The sequence below is a fragment of the Nostoc sp. KVJ3 genome, from assembly GCF_026127265.1.
In the GTDB taxonomy this organism is placed as follows: domain Bacteria; phylum Cyanobacteriota; class Cyanobacteriia; order Cyanobacteriales; family Nostocaceae; genus Nostoc.
The window spans coordinates 84853-105753 of record NZ_WWFG01000008.1 but is presented as its reverse complement, the minus strand read 5'-3'; the positions used below and the strand labels follow the sequence as shown (position 1 = coordinate 105753).

23 protein-coding genes and 3 pseudogenes are annotated in these 20901 nt (G+C 39.8%); 14 read left to right on the top strand and 12 right to left on the bottom strand.

The features are described from left to right. The 9 genes and pseudogenes from GTQ43_RS38110 to GTQ43_RS38070 all read left to right on the top strand — a co-directional run. Positions 1-312: pseudogene (locus GTQ43_RS38110) on the top strand (hypothetical protein); the annotation flags it as partial. Between the two features lie 416 nt (positions 313-728). Next, positions 729-1686: pseudogene (locus GTQ43_RS38105) on the top strand (ParM/StbA family protein). 5 nt (positions 1687-1691) lie between these two features. Beyond that, positions 1692-1982 carry a hypothetical protein gene (locus GTQ43_RS38100; protein ID WP_094345342.1) on the top strand — a complete coding sequence of 97 codons (291 nt, stop codon included), beginning with the start codon at positions 1692-1694 and terminating at the stop codon, positions 1980-1982. A 394-nt stretch (positions 1983-2376) separates the two neighbouring features. Beyond that, positions 2377-2598 (top strand): hypothetical protein, encoded by a 222-nt coding sequence (locus GTQ43_RS38095; RefSeq protein WP_094331608.1) that lies wholly within the window; start codon positions 2377-2379, stop codon positions 2596-2598. Between the two features lie 286 nt (positions 2599-2884). Beyond that, entirely contained in the window at positions 2885-3241 is a 357-nt protein-coding gene (locus GTQ43_RS38090; protein WP_265277838.1) for a hypothetical protein, read from the top strand. A gap of 103 nt (positions 3242-3344) precedes the next feature. Beyond that, entirely contained in the window at positions 3345-4367 is a 1023-nt protein-coding gene (locus GTQ43_RS38085) for a spore photoproduct lyase family protein (RefSeq protein WP_265277842.1), read from the top strand. 321 nt (positions 4368-4688) lie between these two features. After that, positions 4689-5060 carry a rhodanese-like domain-containing protein gene (locus GTQ43_RS38080; RefSeq protein ID WP_265277837.1) on the top strand — a complete coding sequence of 124 codons (372 nt, stop codon included), beginning with the start codon at positions 4689-4691 and terminating at the stop codon, positions 5058-5060. Positions 5061-5410: 350 nt separating this feature from the next. Next, complete coding sequence (locus tag GTQ43_RS38075; RefSeq protein ID WP_265277836.1) at positions 5411-5917, top strand: acyltransferase family protein; 507 nt, start codon at positions 5411-5413, stop codon at positions 5915-5917. Beyond that, positions 5884-6687, top strand: a complete 804-nt coding sequence (locus GTQ43_RS38070) for a TIGR04283 family arsenosugar biosynthesis glycosyltransferase (RefSeq protein ID WP_265277835.1) — start codon at positions 5884-5886, stop codon at positions 6685-6687. Before GTQ43_RS38075 ends, GTQ43_RS38070 begins: the two co-directional genes overlap by 34 nt. Here the strand turns inward: GTQ43_RS38070 and GTQ43_RS38065 are convergent. From GTQ43_RS38065 to GTQ43_RS38050, 4 genes are all read right to left on the bottom strand, one after another. Further along, a complete protein-coding gene (locus tag GTQ43_RS38065; RefSeq protein ID WP_265277833.1) occupies positions 6623-7150 on the bottom strand; it encodes a DUF547 domain-containing protein in 528 nt (175 codons plus the stop codon). The two genes, GTQ43_RS38070 and GTQ43_RS38065, sit on opposite strands and share 65 nt — an antisense overlap. 27 nt (positions 7151-7177) lie before the next feature. Further along, entirely contained in the window at positions 7178-7324 is a 147-nt protein-coding gene (locus GTQ43_RS38060; protein ID WP_265277832.1) for a hypothetical protein, read from the bottom strand. Positions 7325-7432: 108 nt separating this feature from the next. Then, complete coding sequence (locus GTQ43_RS38055; RefSeq protein WP_265277831.1) at positions 7433-8326, bottom strand: lysophospholipid acyltransferase family protein; 894 nt, start codon at positions 8324-8326, stop codon at positions 7433-7435. Between the two features lie 402 nt (positions 8327-8728). After that, positions 8729-9004 carry an HU family DNA-binding protein gene (locus GTQ43_RS38050; protein WP_265277830.1) on the bottom strand — a complete coding sequence of 92 codons (276 nt, stop codon included), beginning with the start codon at positions 9002-9004 and terminating at the stop codon, positions 8729-8731. A 590-nt stretch (positions 9005-9594) separates the two neighbouring features. Between GTQ43_RS38050 and GTQ43_RS38045 the strand changes: the two genes are divergently transcribed. Together GTQ43_RS38045 and GTQ43_RS41615 are read left to right on the top strand one after the other, a co-directional pair. Continuing rightward, complete coding sequence (locus tag GTQ43_RS38045; protein ID WP_265277829.1) at positions 9595-10137, top strand: hypothetical protein; 543 nt, start codon at positions 9595-9597, stop codon at positions 10135-10137. Between the two features lie 98 nt (positions 10138-10235). After that, complete coding sequence (locus tag GTQ43_RS41615; RefSeq protein WP_414859194.1) at positions 10236-10853, top strand: LuxR C-terminal-related transcriptional regulator; 618 nt, start codon at positions 10236-10238, stop codon at positions 10851-10853. A 153-nt stretch (positions 10854-11006) separates the two neighbouring features. On the opposite strand, the gene GTQ43_RS38035 is transcribed toward GTQ43_RS41615, so the two are convergent. From GTQ43_RS38035 to GTQ43_RS38025, 3 genes are all read right to left on the bottom strand, one after another. Beyond that, positions 11007-12632 (bottom strand): IS1634 family transposase, encoded by a 1626-nt coding sequence (locus GTQ43_RS38035; RefSeq protein WP_265272106.1) that lies wholly within the window; start codon positions 12630-12632, stop codon positions 11007-11009. Between the two features lie 250 nt (positions 12633-12882). Further along, complete coding sequence (locus GTQ43_RS38030; protein ID WP_265277841.1) at positions 12883-13092, bottom strand: DUF1392 domain-containing protein; 210 nt, start codon at positions 13090-13092, stop codon at positions 12883-12885. Beyond that, positions 13070-13336, bottom strand: a complete 267-nt coding sequence (locus tag GTQ43_RS38025) for a DUF1392 domain-containing protein (protein WP_265277828.1) — start codon at positions 13334-13336, stop codon at positions 13070-13072. The genes GTQ43_RS38030 and GTQ43_RS38025 overlap by 23 nt, the downstream gene beginning before the upstream one ends. 442 nt (positions 13337-13778) lie before the next feature. Between GTQ43_RS38025 and GTQ43_RS38020 the strand changes: the two genes are divergently transcribed. From GTQ43_RS38020 to GTQ43_RS38010, 3 genes are all read left to right on the top strand, one after another. Continuing rightward, positions 13779-13922, top strand: coding sequence for a hypothetical protein (locus tag GTQ43_RS38020; RefSeq protein ID WP_265277827.1), 144 nt, complete (start codon positions 13779-13781; stop codon positions 13920-13922). Between the two features lie 310 nt (positions 13923-14232). Further along, entirely contained in the window at positions 14233-14604 is a 372-nt protein-coding gene (locus GTQ43_RS38015; protein ID WP_265277826.1) for a reverse transcriptase domain-containing protein, read from the top strand. Further along, the gene (locus tag GTQ43_RS38010; RefSeq protein WP_265277825.1) at positions 14574-15800 is read left to right on the top strand and encodes a hypothetical protein; all 1227 of its coding nucleotides are present in this window, start codon (positions 14574-14576) and stop codon (positions 15798-15800) included. The genes GTQ43_RS38015 and GTQ43_RS38010 overlap by 31 nt, the downstream gene beginning before the upstream one ends. 27 nt (positions 15801-15827) lie before the next feature. On the opposite strand, the gene GTQ43_RS38005 is transcribed toward GTQ43_RS38010, so the two are convergent. The 5 genes and pseudogenes from GTQ43_RS38005 to GTQ43_RS37985 all read right to left on the bottom strand — a co-directional run bounded on the left by GTQ43_RS38005 (position 15828) and on the right by GTQ43_RS37985 (position 20681). Next, on the bottom strand, positions 15828-16739 hold the full coding sequence (locus GTQ43_RS38005) for a DUF4351 domain-containing protein (RefSeq protein ID WP_265277824.1): 912 nt from the start codon (positions 16737-16739) through the stop codon (positions 15828-15830). A gap of 178 nt (positions 16740-16917) precedes the next feature. Beyond that, complete coding sequence (locus tag GTQ43_RS38000) at positions 16918-18081, bottom strand: LLM class flavin-dependent oxidoreductase (protein ID WP_265277823.1); 1164 nt, start codon at positions 18079-18081, stop codon at positions 16918-16920. A gap of 104 nt (positions 18082-18185) precedes the next feature. Beyond that, positions 18186-18811, bottom strand: a pseudogene (locus GTQ43_RS37995) (VIT1/CCC1 transporter family protein). Between the two features lie 103 nt (positions 18812-18914). Next, the gene (locus GTQ43_RS37990; RefSeq protein WP_265277821.1) at positions 18915-19247 is read right to left on the bottom strand and encodes a hypothetical protein; all 333 of its coding nucleotides are present in this window, start codon (positions 19245-19247) and stop codon (positions 18915-18917) included. Between the two features lie 333 nt (positions 19248-19580). Beyond that, a complete protein-coding gene (locus GTQ43_RS37985) occupies positions 19581-20681 on the bottom strand; it encodes an AI-2E family transporter (protein WP_265277820.1) in 1101 nt (366 codons plus the stop codon). Positions 20682-20901: the final 220 nt, after the last annotated feature.

Here is a 20901-nt window from a genome sequence, read left to right as displayed (position 1 = left end):
TCACCAGTTACTCCTGGCAAGTCAAGTATGCCAATGATCTAACTAGTCAACCACAGCCACGCATTGAAACATGAACGAATACTTCAGTGGTGAATCGGAATGTATTGAAACCACCAGGAGCAGTTGTTGGCCAAGATGACCCAACAATTGCAAATGACCTATGGAGTGGGTAATGCACAGAATACGCTACCTACTAACTATGAAGTTTATCGGCAGGTCGTGAAAGCTTACGCCCAAAAAAAAACTCTTTTGCAATTGACTTTGGGTATTAATGATGATTCAGTTGAGAAAGCTGAACCTGTAAGCAAGTAATAACGCACTCGTTACATAGTCAGCAAGAAGTTAAAGATCAAAACTAAATTGCTTTTCAACAAAAAATTGATATTAAAGTATAAATCAAAGAGTCAACGATGATCTAAATTAATTTCTGCTGCATTGATAAAAAGATTTCAAAAAATCCTGATGGGGGCTGTATGGGGGCTATATATACCCCAACAATAGTTCGAGACTTTGGTGGGATTTTGACCCCTATATAGGATATGTATAGGTGCTATATGGGGTACATTTGACTGACTGAGATTTTGTACCCCACTTAGCCCCCAAGGGGTTATGATAAACTCTTGAGTCTGGATCAAAAAGGGGTAGTTATTTTATTTTTCTCTCCCACACTCCCCAAAATTATCTCAACAGATAGCTTTCACAAATCAAAGCGTATTACCTTGGAGCCTATGTCAAACATTCACACCTTACAAAAAATTTTTCCTGCGGGTTTCGATAACGGTTACGGAAGTCTCAAACTTTTAGTCGAAGGCTTTGAAGTAGTTCGTGTCCCCAGCTATATAACTAATGCCGAGATGGAAGATGTTCCAGGGCGTGTAGTTTTTAACGGCAGTGCTTACACTGTTGGAGAGTCAGCTTACCGTACAGGAAATTATTTTGACCGCAACACAGACAATAATGAAAACAAAGTCAACAACGCATTATTGACTTTATTGGGTGCATTGGCACATCTCCCACACCGTAAGGCTTGGCACTTAAAATTAGTCGTCAGCTTACATGACGTTGCTCTGGCATCAGAACTACAAAAAGTACTCAATGGAGAATATCAGCCAATACTTCTGGCAAGCAATCAGAAGTAAAAGTAGAAGTGCTGAAAGTTGTACTAGAGGGATGGGTGCATTGTTTGGGCATCCACTACCCAAAAAATTAACCATTTTAGACTTTGGCAATGGAACAACCCTGTATTCTCGTTACAACCGGGGTCAACGAGAAGTTCACACCGCCTACCCCATCGGTGTAGAAGTTCTCATCGATGATATCTCCCAAAAAATGAAACATTTAAATGGCGGAAAAATCGGAGATCCATCCAAAATCCGATTTTGTTTGGAAATGGGGCATACCAGATACAGCCGTGACATCGATATCAAAGATATATACAGTGCTTCTTTAAAAGATTGGTATGAAAAATACTTGAAGAAAGTGGTGAATCTTACATTGGATGCCAAGCACCAAGGGGATGAAATCTGGGCGATAGGTGGAGGCTGCCTTTTACCAGGATTTAAGAAGCTGTTGGAGAAAAACGGCTTCAAAATCCTGGACAACCCGGTGGAAGCCAATGTCTCTGGGCTTTTAGAGATGGCAAAAACCATCAGCAGTAAGAATTCAGCATCTACATCTATTAAGTGATCGCAATGGCAGACAAACTTGACTTAACTCCAGAAAAAGTTCGGATCAAAGATAGCTACCGAGAGCGGATATTTGCCGAATCACAGCAACTAGGCAAGAGTTACCTGGAGACGCTCTACTTTATCATTGATTGCTATTTTGCTTTCAGGAAGGGTGCATTTCCCACACAACAAGTAGCTTTCACGCCAATTAATACTGAAGATAACAAAGTCACATCTTGGAGTTCAACTCCATTTGCAGAAGAGGAAGAAGAAGATTCTGATGGAGAAACATTCAGCCTTGATTTTGATTTATAATCTTTGTGGCAGGGTAATTCCAGTATCTTTCCCTCTAGCAGAATTGCAAGAACTGCACAAAAGCCTCTTTGAACAAAGACTTGAGTCTATAATTCCAGGTTTACAAGAAAGGCAGAGGGCAGGAGGCTCAGTTGGCAGAAGGAAAGGAGTATTAATAAAAACTAAAGTTGCAGGGTTATTGCCCAGTTTAAAAAAAGAATTGTATCGATAGCGCCGGCGGCAAAGCGAGTCTACGAGCGTCGCGGAAAGTGCCGCGACTTGCATTGTGTCATTGCAACAATGCCCACGTTTAAAAACGTGGGTTCCATAAAAGCCTTCTGCCTTCCCTACGGGACGCTGCGCGAACGTACTTCTGCCTTCTGAATGATTTTTGGAGATAAACCCCTGCAAGAATATGCCAGTTAATTTAATTATTTTAGTTGCGGCAGTGATTGTCGCTTTGTTAATTTTCAGGGCATTACTAGATTTATTAAAGACATTCCTCAGTACAGCAATCGCAATTGTTGTCATCGTGATTATCTTGAAGGTTTTAGGATTTAGTCCACAAGACTTGATGCACGAAATTGTTAACTTACCTCAAATTATCAACCATTTGCTCAGTGGGAAGAAGTATTGAAGAAGGCAGAAGGCAGTTCTTGTAGAGGGTAGAAGGAACAAGTAATTTTTGAGATTCAGACTCCTCCAATACTACTCGCTTTGTGCATTTTGAACTCATAATTTGGTTTTTGGGGTTGGGTTAAAGGTTTTTTCTTTCCCTTTTCCCAAAACCTTTTCCCAAAAACCCGACAAGTATTGATATAACTACTACTTTCAATTGGGTATAACCCGTATGGTCTATGGCTTTAAGTCACTTTTGGAGATTTTATAATATAAGTAAGATTTAAAAATTAGGCTTCAACTATATGAAAATACTCTCATCAGAGCTAGTCCATTTAGGATTTGGAAAATATGTGCGTTCTGACCAAGTAACGGCAGTTATACCAATAGAAGAAGAACGAGGTACTGGGCGACGAACCTTTGTTCACATTCAAGGGCAAAGCGATCCAATTATCGCCTCTCGTGCTGAAGATACCATTGTACGTGATTTAGTACAGGAGCCACGCGAAGTTACCCAAGCACGGCAGCAGCAAGAAATTCTTCAAGATTTATTGGTAAATTTAGGTAATGTTAATTCGACTGTGCGTAGAATTAACCGTGATGAAGGCAGTTTGGATCTTGACCTGCTAGAGCGACGAATTAAGCAAGTCCTTGAAAATTAATTGCAGAAATCAGCAAACTAAATAACGGAGAAAGATATTGCTGAATACAATTACAAACCAGGTTTCACTATCAGATACACAAGTAACATCGCCAAGATTGTGGATACCTGAACGGGTACTGTTTACACCTGCTGCCTTAAATGAGGTTTGGGGGCAGCAGATTCTTGCACGTATAGAGTCACTTAACTTACCAATCGAAGAATTATCACAGAATCGTCTCAAGGGACTGCGTGGTGAGTCTGAGCGGGATACTTACAACATCGCCAAGCGTACCTTAGCAGTGGTTACTGCACCACCCAGTTCTTTTAAACTGAGTCCCATTCCACCTTCTGCGGATTGGCAGTTTCACATTGCTGAAGGTTGTCCGGCTCATTGTCAATACTGCTACTTAGCTGGTAGTTTGTCGGGACCACCTGTCATCCGCGTTTTTGCTAACTTACCGCAGATATTAGAGAACTTAGCTAACTACGAGCAACAAAGTCAAAACACGAGTTTTGAAGTTAGCTGTTACACAGACCCATTGGGTATTGAACATCTAACTGGAAGCCTTGCTGAATGTATTCGTTACTTTGGCACTCGTAGTAATGCACATTTACGTTGGGTATCGAAATTTGATGCTGTGGATGGGTTATTTGACCTCCCACACAATGGGCATACCCGTTGTCGGATGAGTGTTAATGCAGCGCCGATTTCTGGCAAGTTTGAAGGTGGCACAGCATCTGTAACATACAGACTGAATGCATTGCGACGGTTAGCGCTACCATTAGAGCGTGGCGGTGGTGGTTATCCAGTAGGCTTAGTTATTGCGCCAATTATACCGATAGACGATTGGCAGATGCACTATAGTTCTTTGTTTGACCAGATAAACGAGGCACTGGATTTTGAGTGTAACCTTACTTTTGAACTAATCTCGCATCGGTTCACACCTGGGTCAAAAGAAGTTTTACGAACTTGGTATCCGCAATCAAAATTAGAGATGGATGAGGCAAAACGCAGTGTCAAGCGTAATAAGTTTGGCGGAACGAAGTACGTTTACGACAAGGACACAATGAAGGCGTTGCGTTGCTTTTTTGAGACGGAGATTAGTAGGCGCTTTTCAAATGCGGGAATTCTTTATTGGACTTAGCAAACAAATACAGTTACATTATGGGGAGAGGTAAATCCCTCTTTGAAATCAATGCAACTTTTTACAATTGTCTATGAATCTGTAATAGCTGTGGGTAACTGTTTGTCAAATCCATATTTAAATTTATTTTCGATAACTAATAGCTCATAGAGCTTTAAAAGTCTTTTAAATCATACTCGTGATCCAATCAAACTTAAAACTATCTATAAAAACGAAAGTATACTTTTACAAATGCAATCACTTACGTTTAAGTTTCTTAAACTTCTGATTAGATTGAAGTTTCCTAATGTTGAGGAAATTACAAGCAAGGAATTCGCTCAATTGCTATTATATTCTGGAAAGCCGCGGCCATTAGTGCTGGATGCACGAAGTCAGACAGAATATGCGGTGAGCCATATCGAAACAGCAACACAGATAGATCCTCTTATACCTGACTTAGCAGTACTTTCTACAGTGGCAAAAGACAACCCAATTGTCGTGTACTGTTCCGTTGGCTACCGTAGCGCCAAATTAGCCCAGCAGCTTAATGAAACTGGGATGAAGTGCATTTATAACTTGAGCGGTGGGATTTTTCAGTGGGCAAATGAAGGAAGGCTCATTTTTAGACACAATCAACCTACACAGGTTGTACATCCTTACAATGCAATCTGGGGAAAAATGCTAAAAGCTCGTTACCATGCTCTGGAGGATTAAAACAATTCGCAATTCGCAATTACGTGAAAGTGACAGGGATTTAGCTGAGGCATCAAAACGTGCTGCCTGTGGAGGCAGGGGAATTAAACCTCTAAACTTTGTTAAAGTTGAATTTTATCGTTTTCCTACAATCTCTATTTTTTGTATTTAATATGATTAGGACTTACGCAAAATTATGAAAAAACGAACCACGTTCGCGCTTCTCTGACGAGAGGCTGCGCGAACGCGTCTCGTAGAGAAGACGCAAAGGACACGTTCGCGCAGCGTCTCGCAGAGAATTAATAAGAGTTTCAGAGACTTTTTAGCTCTGCTCCCGTTGTGTCCTGGTGTTTTATAACCAAGGCAAATAAATGAATTTAAAATCTGATTTATACATAATAAATAATCAGCAAGAAAGACACTATGACCTGGATTGGTTAAGAGTATTGGCGGTGCTATTGCTGATTTATTTTCATGCTGCCGCAGTTTTTTACCAAGGCGAATTGGGCGATTTTTATATTAAAAATGACTTACTAAGCCCTGTCCTTGGATGGTTTATTTTTTTTGTTCATCAGTGGCACATGCCATTGTTTTTTTTTATTTCCGGGGCTGCCTCTTGGTTTTCTCTCCAGTTGCGAACACCAATGGAATATGTGAATGAGCGTTTTAGACGACTATTGATCCCCTTCATATTTGGCACGCTGGTGTTAGTTCCTCCTCAAGTGTATTATAAACTTCTTACTGATCACACAGATATCGGTTCCTATTTACAGTTTTACCCACAGTCTTTTAACGGGATTCGTCCTCAAGGTAATAAAGATAACAATAAAACCACTAAATCGGTATGTCTCAAGTTTCTGTTATCATTCCTACTTTAAATGAAGCAACTAACTTAGGGCGGACATTGCGCCAACTGACTTTACTTAATCCTCCTCCTGATGAAGTGATAGTGGTAGATGGTGGCAGCCAAGATCAGACGGTGACAATTGCAAAGCGAATTTTTGAGTCATTTAATCAAACTTTGAATGTACAATTTCTTTTATCTCAACAACCAGGGCGTTCTCTTCAGATGAACTATGGAGCATCAGCAGCAACTGGAGATATTATTTGCTTTCTTCATGCAGATACTTGGGTTCCAGATGATCTAATTACCGTCATCAACAAGACTCTGGCAGAACCTACCATTGCCTGTGGCGGGTTCATTTCTCTGATGTCAGGTTCTCAAACAACTCGTTGGGGTATCTCTCTACATAATTATTTAAAAACCTATTACGCACCACTGTTATTTAAGCCTCACCTATTTTTCCGAGGATTGCGCCTGTTGTTTGGAGATCAAGTAATGTTCTGTCGTCGGATTGATTTTTGGGATTGTGGCGGATTTGATGAGGCATTGCCGATTATGGAGGATGGAGATTTATGTCTAAAATTAGTTAAAAAAGGACGTATTTATCTGGTAAATCGGATTGTTCATTCCTCAGATCGTCGCGTAGCCAAATGGGGTAGCTTCAAAGCAACTGCAATTTACCTTTATATTGGCCTTTTGTGGGGATTGGCGTTAATGCAAATTATCTTAAACAGTTTTATCAAGATATTCGCTGATTTAAGCTCCAGTCATAGTGAAGATAGGATATCCGCGTTGAGGCATTAAGGGGATAGTCTGTTTTCAAATAGGAGCGAATGTATTCTGGAACAGAGGGTGCAACCTTTAAAAAATCCTGACGATACCACTTCAAGATTTTATTACAGTAAAGTGTTTTGCTCTGGATATCATAACGGACTTTTTCAGGGTTATTTATGAAACGAAGTGCATCTTCATCTAATTGCTGACTGACTTGCGACCCAAAGTAGGCTCCCGAACGTAGTAAAGGACAACCAACCGAAGCACAGACTATCGCAAAATGAATTCGTGGCTCCTGCAATTTGTCCCGTAGAATAGAGTTCTCAATTTTAGCTAAACTATAACTTTCCCCAAACATATAATAAGCGCGACGTTGGAAGAACCACAAAAAAGCTAGCCAGTTGGGAATCCCTAAAATTCGCGGACGAATCGATTCTATCGGTATCTCTCCAAAATTCTCGAAATGGTGAACGCATTGTAAAGGTTGATCCACAATGCCAATTGTTCGAGATTATTACTATTAGATTTCAAAGCCAGATTTTTTTTGGCTGGCTAACCAATCTGCAATTGCTTGGGGTTGCTCTTTTTTCCAAGCTACATAGTCTACACGACCCTGCTGGTCAACATACTGACGCAACAATCTGTCCCAAGGTTCAAAATCAATCATTATCGCCCTAGTTGATATGTTAGCCGTTATTTTTAACTATAACAATGCAAATTGAGAAAATAAAGGGATTAAATATTTTTCTACGAGTTTTTTTCCATTGTTTTGATTTTAGGGATATTTTTGAGTATCTATAACCAATTGATTTAACTCTTCTTGCATTTGATGATGAACTAATTCATAACAATCATTCACATAATTACGATCCTTAGCTGCATCTTGACCATATCTTTCAAAAGTAATTGGATGGCATACACGAGTATGAATCTGCACAGGTAAAGGAATATTAGGCAGAGGGCCAATAGACAAACCCCAAGGTAAACCTAAATAAATTGGGAAAATTCCTGGGTCTATTTGATAAAGCCACGGCAATCCCAACTGATGTAATTGTTTGACTAAATCATAGCAATCACATAAAACAATCAACGTATCATGAGCGCCAACCGAAATAACTGGAATAATTGGAACTTCTTGTTTTAAAGCCAGCTTGACAAAGCCGTGATTACCAGCAAAATGAATTTTATGGCGTTCGCTATGATTCCGAAACATATCATATTGTCCTCCCGGATATACCAGAACGCTAGCCCCCATCTCAAAAGCTGCACTGGCCATCTTTGGATGTGCAACAATTGCTCCAAATTTCTGAGCTAATTGGGCTATCTCTGGACTCACTTTCCAAGCATAAGGATGCATTAGACCATACACCAAACGCTCTGTTCCAAATCTAGAAAACCAATCATACATCATCATTACTAAATCTGGAGAAGCCATTCCGCCATTATGGGAACCAACCAGTAGCACTTTTCCTTCTGTTGGTATGTGATGCCACCCATCAGTTTTTACTTGGAAATAGTAACGGTAAAGCCATGACCATACAGGCATCAGTAATTCAATCAAATTAACATCTCGCTGTGTTAAAGACCATTGAATTTTCTCTGATAGTTCTGCTCTTAAGAAGTTGTCAGCGCTAATATAATTTTTCTCTACCTGTTTTAGTAATTCCATAAATAGTTCAGTGAGGCCATTCCTTGCAACTGCGAGCGGTTTTTTGAATTTACTAACCGTATTTAAACAGCATTCCTATTTCGATAAAGTCAACGCATCTGTAATGCAAAATGTGCAACTTTTGTCCGAAACTGCAACAAGTAGAAGATACAGGCACAATGGTTGCCCGAATTGTCATTATCTCCTGGATTGTGGGATTAAGCTCTTGCGTTATTTGACCTTACCCCTAAGCACTGCGATTTAACAGAAGCAGATTTGTTGCTACGGGACTAATGCCAGAATTGTCTAATTGCAATAACGTTACTCCCCAAGAAGCAGTCAAAGTTTCACAGTCGATTCGATACTTGAATTAATCGATTATGGCTTTGCAGTGATTGGATAGCCAGTGGTAAAGCAATTCATCTATGGTGCTACTTTTTCTTTAAACAGTTTACCAGCAGAAAACGCAGGTACTTTGGTCGCTGGAATGGTCATTGGCTCATTGGTTTTCGGATTACGCCCCTCACGTTCTGAGCGTTCGCGTCGCTCGAATGACCCAAACCCTATGAGCGTTACCTTTTCACCATTGGCTACAGCTTCGGTAACTACTGACAAAAAAGCACTAATGACTTCATCGGCTTGCTTTTTTGTGATGTTGGTCTTTGCTGCTACAGCATCTACTAATTCACCTTTGTTCATAAATTAACCTGGAGGATTGTAAGTAAAGGAAATGTAGCATTACAATCTCTGATTGCTAAAGGGTGAAAAGAAATAAATTTCTAGCGACACATGAAAATTAACAATGTACGGCTACTAATTAGGCACTGAGCCAATCCAACTCCCTCACAAACCCAAAAGCATCAATTTGTCAAACTATACAGTTTTGACATATTTATCACACAACATTGACATAAGTGTAAATAAAATCTTTAAAAAAAAAGAACTCTTAATTAATGAACTAATCTATTGGAATTCGGAATAAGTCAAACAATTGTAGATTGCCGATAGCGATGCGGAAAGCGACTGTGCGTAGCGTCTTTTAGATTTGAGATTGACTGCACCTACAAGAGATGCAGCTTCTCTGATTTGAGATTGACGATAGCGACGCGGAAAGCGACTGTGCGTAGCGTCTTTTAGATTTATTCCGCCCACTTTCCTGCTGGGCTTGTACCAAAAACATTCAATCTTCAATCTCCAATCTTCTCGGTCAAAAACCTAACTGACTTAATTACACACAGTTGAGTCGGTAAAAACAATAAACAGAATTTTACTTCTAGTATTTCTCAAATATGAACCTTAACTCTAACCTCAAAGATATCCCCCAAAATTCTCCCCGCCGTCAAATTCTCAAAACTGCTCTTACCTTGGTGACTGGCGCAAGCACGACATCATTAGTTTCTTTTTTGATGCCCAAATCCACAAAACCAGCACAAGCAATTGTTGTGCAACGACCAAATGAGTTTGAGCTTGAGGGCAAAGACACTCACATAAACTATTCAATTCTCAATGGAGTTTCACAGCTTGATTACAGAACACAAAACATCAAGCAGCATTTTAGTGGCGACCAAATTCAGACATTAGATACTGATATTGGGACACTACTGACGGTAATTATTAGCAAACCACCAAACCCTGACATTGGAGGAAATATAGTCAAACTGAGCTTCCTCCTACCAATTATCAATCTAGCTATCGGCAAAAAAGAAACTTCCCTCCTTACCGAAGCCATTTTGACTACTCAAAAGACATCAGGATTTATCCGTACTCCCCTGTTTGAACAATTACAGTCATATCAGACTTTGATACTTAGAGGAACTGCTAGATACCACTAGATAGCGACTAATTTCTCAAATTAAAATTAGTTTTTCTTCAGACGAGCCTTGGCTCTGTTTTAAGTATCTACCTACCAAAGTGGATAAGGGCTGCGCGGATGGCAATGAACCACAGCGCAAGCGTGGCAATTCTGAGAATTGCATTGTCCATTGAACACAATCCCATAGCACGTTATCTGGTGGAGCGCCATGCACCTGTCCATGAAGCATTAGTGACATCACCAAAGGCTTGGAAAATTATCTGTCCCCGCCCCGATCATTGGCATGTGATGGCGGGGCCAATCATTAATCGCAATCAATTAGTTGGCGTAGTGGGTTGCACCCGTGAAAAGTCAATGCCTGCCTTTGATACACAAAATCTAACCGATTTGAGCGCCATTTGCCTGCACTTATCTGTTTGGGCTACAACAGTTGGTTCACAAGAAATTTACCAAGGAAAGTCGCAACACCAACCTTTTAAAACTGCTCGCTTAACGTCTCGTGAGTTGCAGATTGCAGAATTGGTTGCTTTAGGGAAAACTAACGCAGAAATTGGTCATCAACTTTGGATCACTGAAAATTCTGTAAAGCAAGCCTTAAAGCGAATGTTTCGTAAGCTTCAAGTTTCGTCTCGTGCAGAGATGGTTGCACAACTTTTAGTTCCAAGCCCACATTCCGCACTTCAACTTGAAGTACAAAGAGATTACGTCAAGAGAAAAGCAAAAAAATCAGGATGATTAAGATTCGTAGTGCTGAACGAATCTACAGCATGAAAATAAATCATCAAACACAATGTATTTGATGGTTATGTAAGCACTAAAAATTTGAAGAGCAATTACTGTTTCTTCGATGTTGATAAATTTTTCTTCATTTTCCAAAAGTTGTTCACTTTAAGAAAGCAGATAATATTTTAGACAAGATGATGGCAGGCAATTCAAAATAAAATTACGTTCTAATGTTAAATTAACAATTTGGTTAACACCATTTAAAGTCAAAAGATGAATTCCTTGAAAACATTGAAACACCCATCTTAATGTCGGAGAAATCGTTAACTTACCTAGTTGATTTTTGATTCCGATTTTGATTCTTTTTAAGCTATTTCTCAGTTCCCTTTGTCCAAGATTATAAACTAACAAGCACAAAGACATTAAAAATAACATCGTCTCGATTCTTTCAGGGTTTTCTACAAATAAACTATCGGCAAAAAACAAAGGGTCTTTTAGAAATCTGAACCCTCTTTCACAAGACTGTTGATTTTTGTAATTTGTCAAAATTTCTTCTGGTTTTAACTTATCATCGTCAACTAAGTTTGTCGCTAAAATAAATCTTCCCGCTTCTTTTCTGATTCTTTCTATCTCTTCTGGCTTTTGATGCTCCACTCCTTCTATTTTGTAAATAGTCTTATTACCTTTTGATTTACTTTGAATAACCTTAACTTCTTTAATTTCAAAGAGGTTCAATTTTTTGTTTACGCTTTTTAGTTTATATCGAGCTTGTTCTGGACTTTCAAAATCTTCTTTGTTTATTTCCTTGAGCAGCTTTTCAACTTTGATTTTTTCGGTTTTCATCTTTTTTTCTAACTTCTTCAAATCACTTTCTTGTCTTTTTTGACTTTCTACTATTAGCCAATTTTGTTTGATGCCACCATAATTTACTATTTCCGATTTCCACTTGTATCCGTCTAAATTCAAGGCTGCTCTTTTTGCACTTTCTTCGGAATTTATCTCTTCTATCTCTACCGAATGAACTAATTCCTTTGCTCTTTTGATTGTCATCGGTACTCTACTTATCCATTTTAGATGTTCGATTAATTGGAGATTTTCTTGACTATACAATGCACTATCACAGACCATGATACTATCAAAGTTTATCTGCTTTTTAAACTCTCCTAATATTTTTCCAAACACGGCTTTGTCTGCTTCATTTCCATCTCCTGCTCTCATTAATAATGGTATATCTCCATCACTACTTGTTATTAAATCTAATACACATTGTTTCAAGTCTGCTCTATGGTCGCGCGAATATCCTTTGGTGATAATTATTGGTTTTTGTTTGATTATTTCTAACTCTTTCTCTTGATTATATTCATTTTTATATTCCCCATGCAGATGAAATGATGTCGCATCTAAATGAGAATATTTTGTTTCTATCTTGAATTTATTAATCACAGATAAGACAATTTCTATAAATAGGTTATTCAATCCATATTTATACAATTTATCCATAACTCTTCCCAGTTTATCATCATTCACATAATCGCTTTTTATTCCTTCTGCCAATAATAATTCGATTCCTTTGTCTTCAAAAAATTGACTAAATAAATATAAAGGTCTTGATACAAATCCTAATCCATTGAGCAGAATAGCTTTTACTAATATTCCTGATGAAATTTTTTCCCGAACATCTATTCCTAATTTGGAGTTGATTATGTCAACTATTCCTATTTCATCAATTAGTCCAGCTACTATTCCTAAGTGATCTATATTTTTAATTTTTGTTTCTGAGGTTGGAGACAATTTTTCTACCTCTAAAATATTTTAGATTTTTTTGATTGTCTCACTTTTTCGATTAGAAGCTTCTAAGTATTTTTACTCAGGTATATCCAAGGATAACTCTGTATTACTTTATGCTACTTTTGAAGTGCGGAATGTGGGTTCCAAGGCATCATCATCTAAAGTAATTTACAACCCTGCTAGCTCTTGGCTATGGTTTTCGTGTGAAAGCTCAACGTTTACCCTTGTTGTACCTATTGTTTTTTTACAATAGTCATACACCAACATTTACTAAATCAACATCAGCAAGCCATATTGTTCTGCTTTGGGCAGACACTTCTTCTAAAATTGGAGAGCGCCACTCTACCCCATAAAGCCAATTATCTTTGAGGCTAAAAATTCCTTGAATAATACGGCGTGTCGGCTGTTCACCGAAATCAACCTCAACTATGTCCCCTAATTCAAAAGCTGGAGTGGAAACAATGGACTTTTCTACTTCCTTTTGTTGGATGAAATTCTTGTTCAGCTAAGTAGAGAGTTTCATTCTGGCAAACAATTGCATAAATCCATTCCTGTTTTTTCCACAAAACACCACAGCAGTAGCCTGACAAGTCTGAGATTGGCAACAAAACTTTTTCTAACATTCTTACTGCTACTGGAGGCATAGTCTGACCCCACTCAGGAGAAATATGCCAACAGGATTCTAAAGCGGTAATTTGGTTAATCATCTGGGAATGTAGTTCTCTTTTTTATACATACACTCTCTTGGAGCAGTCTGATCCGGAATATAATTTAAATTTTGGAAGCTAACGCAACAAATGGGAATTTAAACCCAATCAATTCAAGAGCCTCCCAATTTGAGAAGACTTTACTGATTCACTAATTCTCAATTAGTATAAAATTCTTTTGGCAGTAGCGATCGCCTGCTCCACACTCTCCACAATATAAACATTTTCTGGCGACAGTTTTTTAAAGACAAGGTATAATATCGTAGCTTCTTTTAGGAGCGCAAAATTTTCTTTTGATTACGGAATTGAGATGACATCTCTTGAAGTCATAATCATCATCACAGAAGATGACTGCATTCACTAAACTTCAAAATTTACCAACTCCAAGTCAGAAATTTTGAAAACAGCCAAATGAGTAAAGCTACAAAGGAGATAAATCAACATGGCCCAGAATGATAATCCACAACCAGAACCACAAGAACCACAACCCACAGGAGATAGACCACAACCTCCTAAGACAATTGGAAAACCAGTTAAGACTGAATTCATTAACTCCTCACAACAGCCCACAACACTAGAATCATAGGAGTACGCGCTCTTCGGGAAACGATCGCATCGATTTGGGCGATTGGCTGCCGGATTCGCTCTCTTGGCAATCGCATTATCTTTGTTTAGCGCCAGCAGCCACCCAAACTCTACAGAGTTGCGATCGCCTCCTAATATTTAACTTCTCGGTTTTCTCTGGAAATTTGGTATAAGAAGCGATCGCTGCTTCCCTATTTTTCCTCGCTTTAATTAAATCAGAGTCCCAGTGAACAGTGAAGAGTTATCACGGTTTCAACTAACTGATAACTAAGTTTTGAGCAAACTATGGTTGCAAGATAAAATCAGATGCCGTGAGAGTTGGCGCACCAGTTAGAGTCGCAGTCAGCCCATTACTAGCAAATCTAGTCCTTCACGTATTAGAAAATGTAGGTCATGAGGTCAGATTAAAAATCAGAAATGGCGGAAGATATATAGACACTATTAATGGATTTCGTTATGCGGATGACGTTGTGTTTATTCTGAAACCAGGAGATGACTCCAAACTCCTCCGAGAATTCATTGATAACTTCTTGGAAACAAGAGGATTAAAAGTCAAAGAAGCCAAAACCAAAGTTGCACATAGTACAGATGGTCATAATAGCTCCCATCGACTCTACCCAGCTTTGTTGATCAGAACTTTCAGCCGGAGTCATTGCAAACCTGGGACAAGCGTGGTTCTGTGATTAACGTTGAGATGCGGCGCTATCGAGAATCTGTGCTTGCGGGTTTGGTCGAAGATGGGTACACCGTTATTGATGCCGACGATGCTGACGATGACGAGAGTGGGGAAGTAATTGAGTCGGTTAAAGCCGCGTCTGTTGAATTGTATACTGCGGAGTGTCAGGCGATCGCGGATTCTCCAACTATCTCTGATGCCGAACTCAAGAAGCTCCTTGACACAAGGGCGAAAACGAAAACCGAACGACACCAGCAGCGCAAGGCGGAATTGTCTCGCCGTTACGAAATTGAAGTTACGCCTGATTTGGTCGAGAAGGATGACGACGGCTGGTATCCCCAACTGCGAATGCACTATTATTTGACGCTGGGGCGAGAGTTTTTGACCAACCGTGATGCGAAACGGGCTAAGGCACAACTGGAATTAGGGGAGAATTCAGTTTGGAAACCAGATTTTAACAAGGGGCAGCTATTGCCTGCTGTGTTGTTACTCGAAAATCTCAATCTGTTGCAGTTTCTTACGCCAGACGTTCAGTTGCGGGGGTCTGATGAGAAGATGGTGGAGTTTAAAGCGCTGGCTGTTCAGCACAGGCACGTTATCAAGAATTACTTGAATGTCAGTATCTCAGAAAAACTTACTTCCATAGCGATCGCACAGAAGTTACTTGCCAAGATTGATTTGAAGTTGGATTATGTTGGTCGATTGGGCAAGCGTGAAAATCGGGAGTGCGTTTACCAGTTTGTTGCCCCTGATGATCAGCGTGATTCTATTTTCGGGCAGTGGTTAAATCGGGACGAACTGTTTCTTAGTGAGTCAGTGTCAGTCACTAATAATATAGATATAACCACACCCGTCATTGACACCACCTCACAGTTAATCCCCAAAAATACTGAAGTCGTGTCAGGCACTAATAATATAGATACACAGACACAAATACCTGACACATCGCAATCAACCTCCCAAACGTTAAATCAACTTGAAAATCCTGTAACCTTTGGCTGGAAAGGGCTAAAGCTGAAAATACGGGAAGGACTCAACAGCGCTGGTCGGTTCTATACTGAGCTTGTCTCCCAAGTTGGTGAGGCTGTTGGAATTGCTGATGGTGAGCCTTACTGGAATGGCTATCTGGGGCGGTGGCAGGTTTGGGTTAAGTTTGCAGACGAGTGTAGGTCTGTGGTGTGCGATTGGCTGGTGGTAGTTTAGGTAACAGAGAATTGTTAGGTCATGTTATTATCCAGCTTGCTGGTTTAACCAAGCTTCTAAATCTGCCACTACAGAAAAATCTAATAATGTCTCTCCTAACCCCTGCAATTGCTCTATAGATAATCCTCGAATTCGCTCAATCAACGATGCATCAATTTCTTCACCAAAACGACGATTTAGTTGACGTATAATTAAATCCTGTTGTCCTTCTTGTTTCCCTTCTTCTTTTCCTTCAAGTTTTGCTCTTTCACGGTCTTGCTGATAAAGTGGTTCTAATCTCATAATCAACTCCCGATCATCTGATTCTAAATTTTGATTGATTCTCAAATTCTCGCGCAAGTTATAAACTAACTCTAGCGTCGCTTGCTTGTATGGATGATTCAATGGTAACGCCGATAATTCCACAATTGCCTGTGACTGCACACTTCCCCTGTCAAGAATTCTCAACCACAACGTTTCTGGTGTTTGTGGTAGTTGGTGTATAGCTACAATTGCTGTCCGTAGAGCATCACCTAAAAAGTATACTCCTGGCAACCACCCCGATTTCTGATTAACATTAAAGCTCGATAGTATTGCTGGGGATGCAGTTGGGCTAAGAACCCATAGTTTCGGAATATCTGACTCCTGGAGTCTGGTTTTATTCGCTTTAGCGTCTCGTCGCAAGAGAGCTTTTACTTCTAATAATTTTTGAATACAATCACAGATTTCATCAGCAGAGGCTGCATTCCGAAATGGTTCTAATATTGCCGGAAATTCGGTAAACTTTCCAAGTAACCCTAGCACTTCTAAATTAGAGCTTTGCTGTACTGAAGGAGTAAATAATACATCAATTTCTTTGATCTCTCCTGATATTTTTGATGATGACTTTACTTCCCCATAAGGTTTTAACAGTTCTTCTAGATAGTCTTTGGCAAATTCGTCATGTACAAATCGAGTCATTCAATTTGGTTTATTAAGAATTAATTTGAAGTTATTAATAATATTTTATCTGTATTTACAACCCATTTTAATCACACCTCAAATTGAAGTCGGATTCAGAAAGTGTACGTCTGTAGTGTGCCAGCCCGAATCAAAATCGCGTTTGGGAAATTTCATCCTGATATCTGCCATATCTACCCTACCGCAGTACTGCCGTGGTCAAGGGAGTCACAGGCTCGGATACAGGTGTACGTCCCTGAACCATTGATAATTTGACCGTTGACAGGTGTGGCAAAACATGATTTCCAAACAGTTCGCACTCTTCAATCAGAGGATAACCTGACAAGATGAACGCCCTGATTCCCATATCCATATAACGATTTATCTTCCAGAGAATTTGCTCTGGTGTACCAACCAATGCTGCCCCACACCCAGATCGCGCCCGACCAATACCACCCCACAACAGAGGCTCTAAGTAATCCGATGTGGATTTTGCCCGGATCTCATCTTGGCGTAAAACACCCAAAGATTTGTGGTCTTGTGTACGTTCTTTAAGGTTCAAGCCAGCTGGATCAAATTTTGACATAATACTCTGTGCCCAGGCACGGGCTTCTTCTTGGGTTGAGCGCACAATAACATGAACACGGAAACCAAAGTCAATCTGACGACCATATTTGGCTGCTCTAAAACTCATGTCCTGCATGGTTGCGTAAATGCTTTCTTCTGGTTCGGGCCACATCAGGTACACATCGCAATATTTGGCGCACACTTCTTTTGAACCTTCTGAAATGCCACCGAAATATAGCAGTGGTCCGCCATTTTGCTGATAGGGCTTCACTGGGTCTGTGGTATCAAGTTTAACCTGATAGATTTCACCTTCAAAATCAATACTTTCCTTAGTCCAGGCTTGTTTGAGGATTTCAATAGTTTCGCAGCATCGTTTGTAACGCAGTTCGGGACTTTCTATTACACCAGGCAGATTGGAATTAATAATATTGATAGTCAATCGACCTTTGAGAATATGATCCAGGGTAGCGATCTGACGCGCCAGCATGGTCGGGAAAATTTCGCCTGTCCGCAAAGCCGTCAGCATATTGATCCTCTCGGTTTGCGGGCCCATAGCAGAGGCAAACGGAATCACTTCCTGCCCAACCAGGTATGAGGTCGGCAGCAGTATATTACCAAAGCCCATTCGCTCGGCGGTCAGCATGATGTTTCGGCAGTGTTCATAGTTGCTCCGGCGTTTTTCGTCTAGTACACCTAAATATTGTGTATCGCCCCCACAAAGGTCGTCAAACCAGGCAACTTCAGCGTTTCGTAATGGTGTTCGGTGAGCAACAGATTTTAGAGGTTCGGTGAGCATTGGTTTGTGATTTTCATCTCAATGAATGGTTTGGTGATGTGTTTGCCCTGATACAAGCAAAAGCAACGGGGCGGAAGTTTGAGTCGGTACTCTCTGAGACACGATCACTTAAATAAGTGCGCCAAAATAAATGCAGCCGTCGCTGCTAAACCGCCAATTAAGGCTGTTTGATAACCAGATTTTATGGGTTTCGTACCCGTAAAACGTCCTTTGACATAACCAAAACTATAGAGTGCCACCAGAGTTGCTCCCGCAGAAACTCGCAATCTTCGACTGAGCTACTGAACACCATATAAGGAGATAGTGGAACCAAGCCCCCGGCAATATAAGAGGCTGCGATTATCAGCGCACTTCGACTGGCGCGGGACGGATCAGGAGCTTCTAATCCCAGCTCAAAGCGCATCATAAAATTGACCCATTGTATTGGGTTTGCTTGGATTGCCTTAACTACTGGTATCAACTGCTCGTCAGAAAGACCATAGGCACGGAAAATCTCAGCAACTTCTTGTGCCTCTTCACCCGGCATTTCACTAACCTCCCGAAGTTCCCGGCGGCGTTCACTTATGTAATGTTCAGAATCGGTTTTTGCAGCTAAGTAGCCCCCCAGACCCATTGCTATTGAGCCGGCAATAATCTCCGCTAACCCTGCCGTCACGATAATACTTGTTGATGTGATAGCCCCAGATAGCCCTGCTGCCAGGGCAAAAGGCACTGTCAACCCATCTGACATTCCAATTACAATGTCTCGAATCGTTTCCGAACCCGTAAAGTGTCTTTCTGTATGAGGTGTTAGAGGCATATTCAGTATTCCTTTTACCTTTCTCAAAATCAAACTAGGTTTTGTCGTGTAACCTATCTTGACACCTCACATGATCTCTCTCAAGCAATACAATACTACCTTGCTGCTGAATTTTTTCCCAATATTCATTAGCAACCAATTTCATAATTATTTCTAGTAACCAGGTAAATTTTATCCCTCGGTTGAGTCGATGTAACTCTTTCCATGCAGATACAGATTTTGCAACTTTCCAATTATACTGTTGGAAAAATTCTGCCCCTTGCTCAGGAGCAAATAACAGGGTTTTATTTCCATTCGCAAAATATTGGTCGAAAATTTTCCGAGCGTAAACTTGATCATAATCTTTTAACGCTAATGATGATTCCAATTCAAATAGCCACCAATTCAGATTAGATTGCTCTAGTCAATCAGTTACTAACCCACCGCAAGCAGTTGAAAATACAGCAGCAGTAGTTTCAACTCCGACACCAGACGACAAAGCCATCCCTAAATATGACCATATCTTTGTGATTGTTGAAGAAAATAAATCCTACGACCAAATTATTGGCAATCCCAATGCACCCATCATCAATCAACTGGCAAAAACATAATCTACATTCTTATCATTACTTATTGCGAAAATATTAAGCGCTCATTTTAAGTCTTGGAAAGTAAATCAAACAGTAAATCAAACAGTAAATGCTGATTTTTTCTTCGATTTTCAACTTTGGTTGCGATCTTGAGTAATGTCGTTCGATTGAACATCTATTCCAGCTTCAACTCCGACTGACTCTATCAGCTTTTCTGACGGAGTAAACTCATCAATCAGCGTAATTATCACTGCTGCCGCAGGCACTGCAAGTAGCACACCAATAAATCCAAATAGCTTACCCATGACCAAGAATGTTACAATCACCATCACTGGATGAATATTAACTTGCTGACCCATCACCAAAGGCTGAACAACATGGGCATCTATTTGATTCATTACAAAGAAAAGTATCAACACAAATACTAGCTTTAGCGGTGAAATACTCAATGCTACTAATGCTGGTAAAAAAGCGCCAATCACCGAACCAAAATAAGGAATTATTTCAAATAATCCCGCAATAATCCCAAATGGTAGAGCTGACGGAATCCCCAAAATCAAAAGTCCAAACGTTGCTCCAACACCCAGAAATATCATCGCTATTCCTGTCCCGAAAATCCAGCCTCGCAATCTTGTCTCACAAGCCTTAAGGATTCGTTTAAACCGTTGATGATGTCGCCTTGGGACTAATCTTAAAATCCCTTTCACTAAGGAATTAGGATCGTAAGCCATGTAAAGCGCTAAAATTAACGTCGCTACCAACTCTACGGTTAAACTCAAAGCTTCACCTAAAAAAACTGGTACTCCCCCTAGTAACTGGTCGGTCAAATTCCGTAATTGTATTAGTGCTTGGGAAATGTCAGGAATAAAAGCAAATTTCTGACGCAGTTGCTCAACATCTCCTGTCAATCTATTGAGATAAGTTGGTAATGTTTTGATTAATTTTTGAGATTCAAATGTCACACTAGGTAGGACTACAGTAGCTAATACCACAACAAATCCGATGATTAATCCAATTAGTAACAAAACAGCAATATCCTGTGATTTAACTAACTTTTGCAAAAACCTTAATAGGGTTCGTAAAATTAAAGCAATCAATGCTGCAACAACTAAAAGTTCTAATACTGGTAAAAGTTGGTATAAAATATAGAGTACCACCGCTACCATTACTGCCAATGGCGCACCGCGAGTTAACTGCGACCATCCATTCTCTGTATCTCTGGGATTCGCCATTACTATCACTTATTCTTCTGTTTTAATTTTACAAATTTAGTGCCTGGGATGGCGCATAATTTTTCAGAATAGCTATGAGCCTGATTAAAACAAGTCTCGTTTTTCTCTCTTGTTTGTGCCCATATAGTCAAGTCAATTTTAATTTGTTTAGATATTTTACTTCCTAGCTAAAATTTTATTCTATTTACCCTCACAGAGGTCTAGAAATTTAAATTATCTT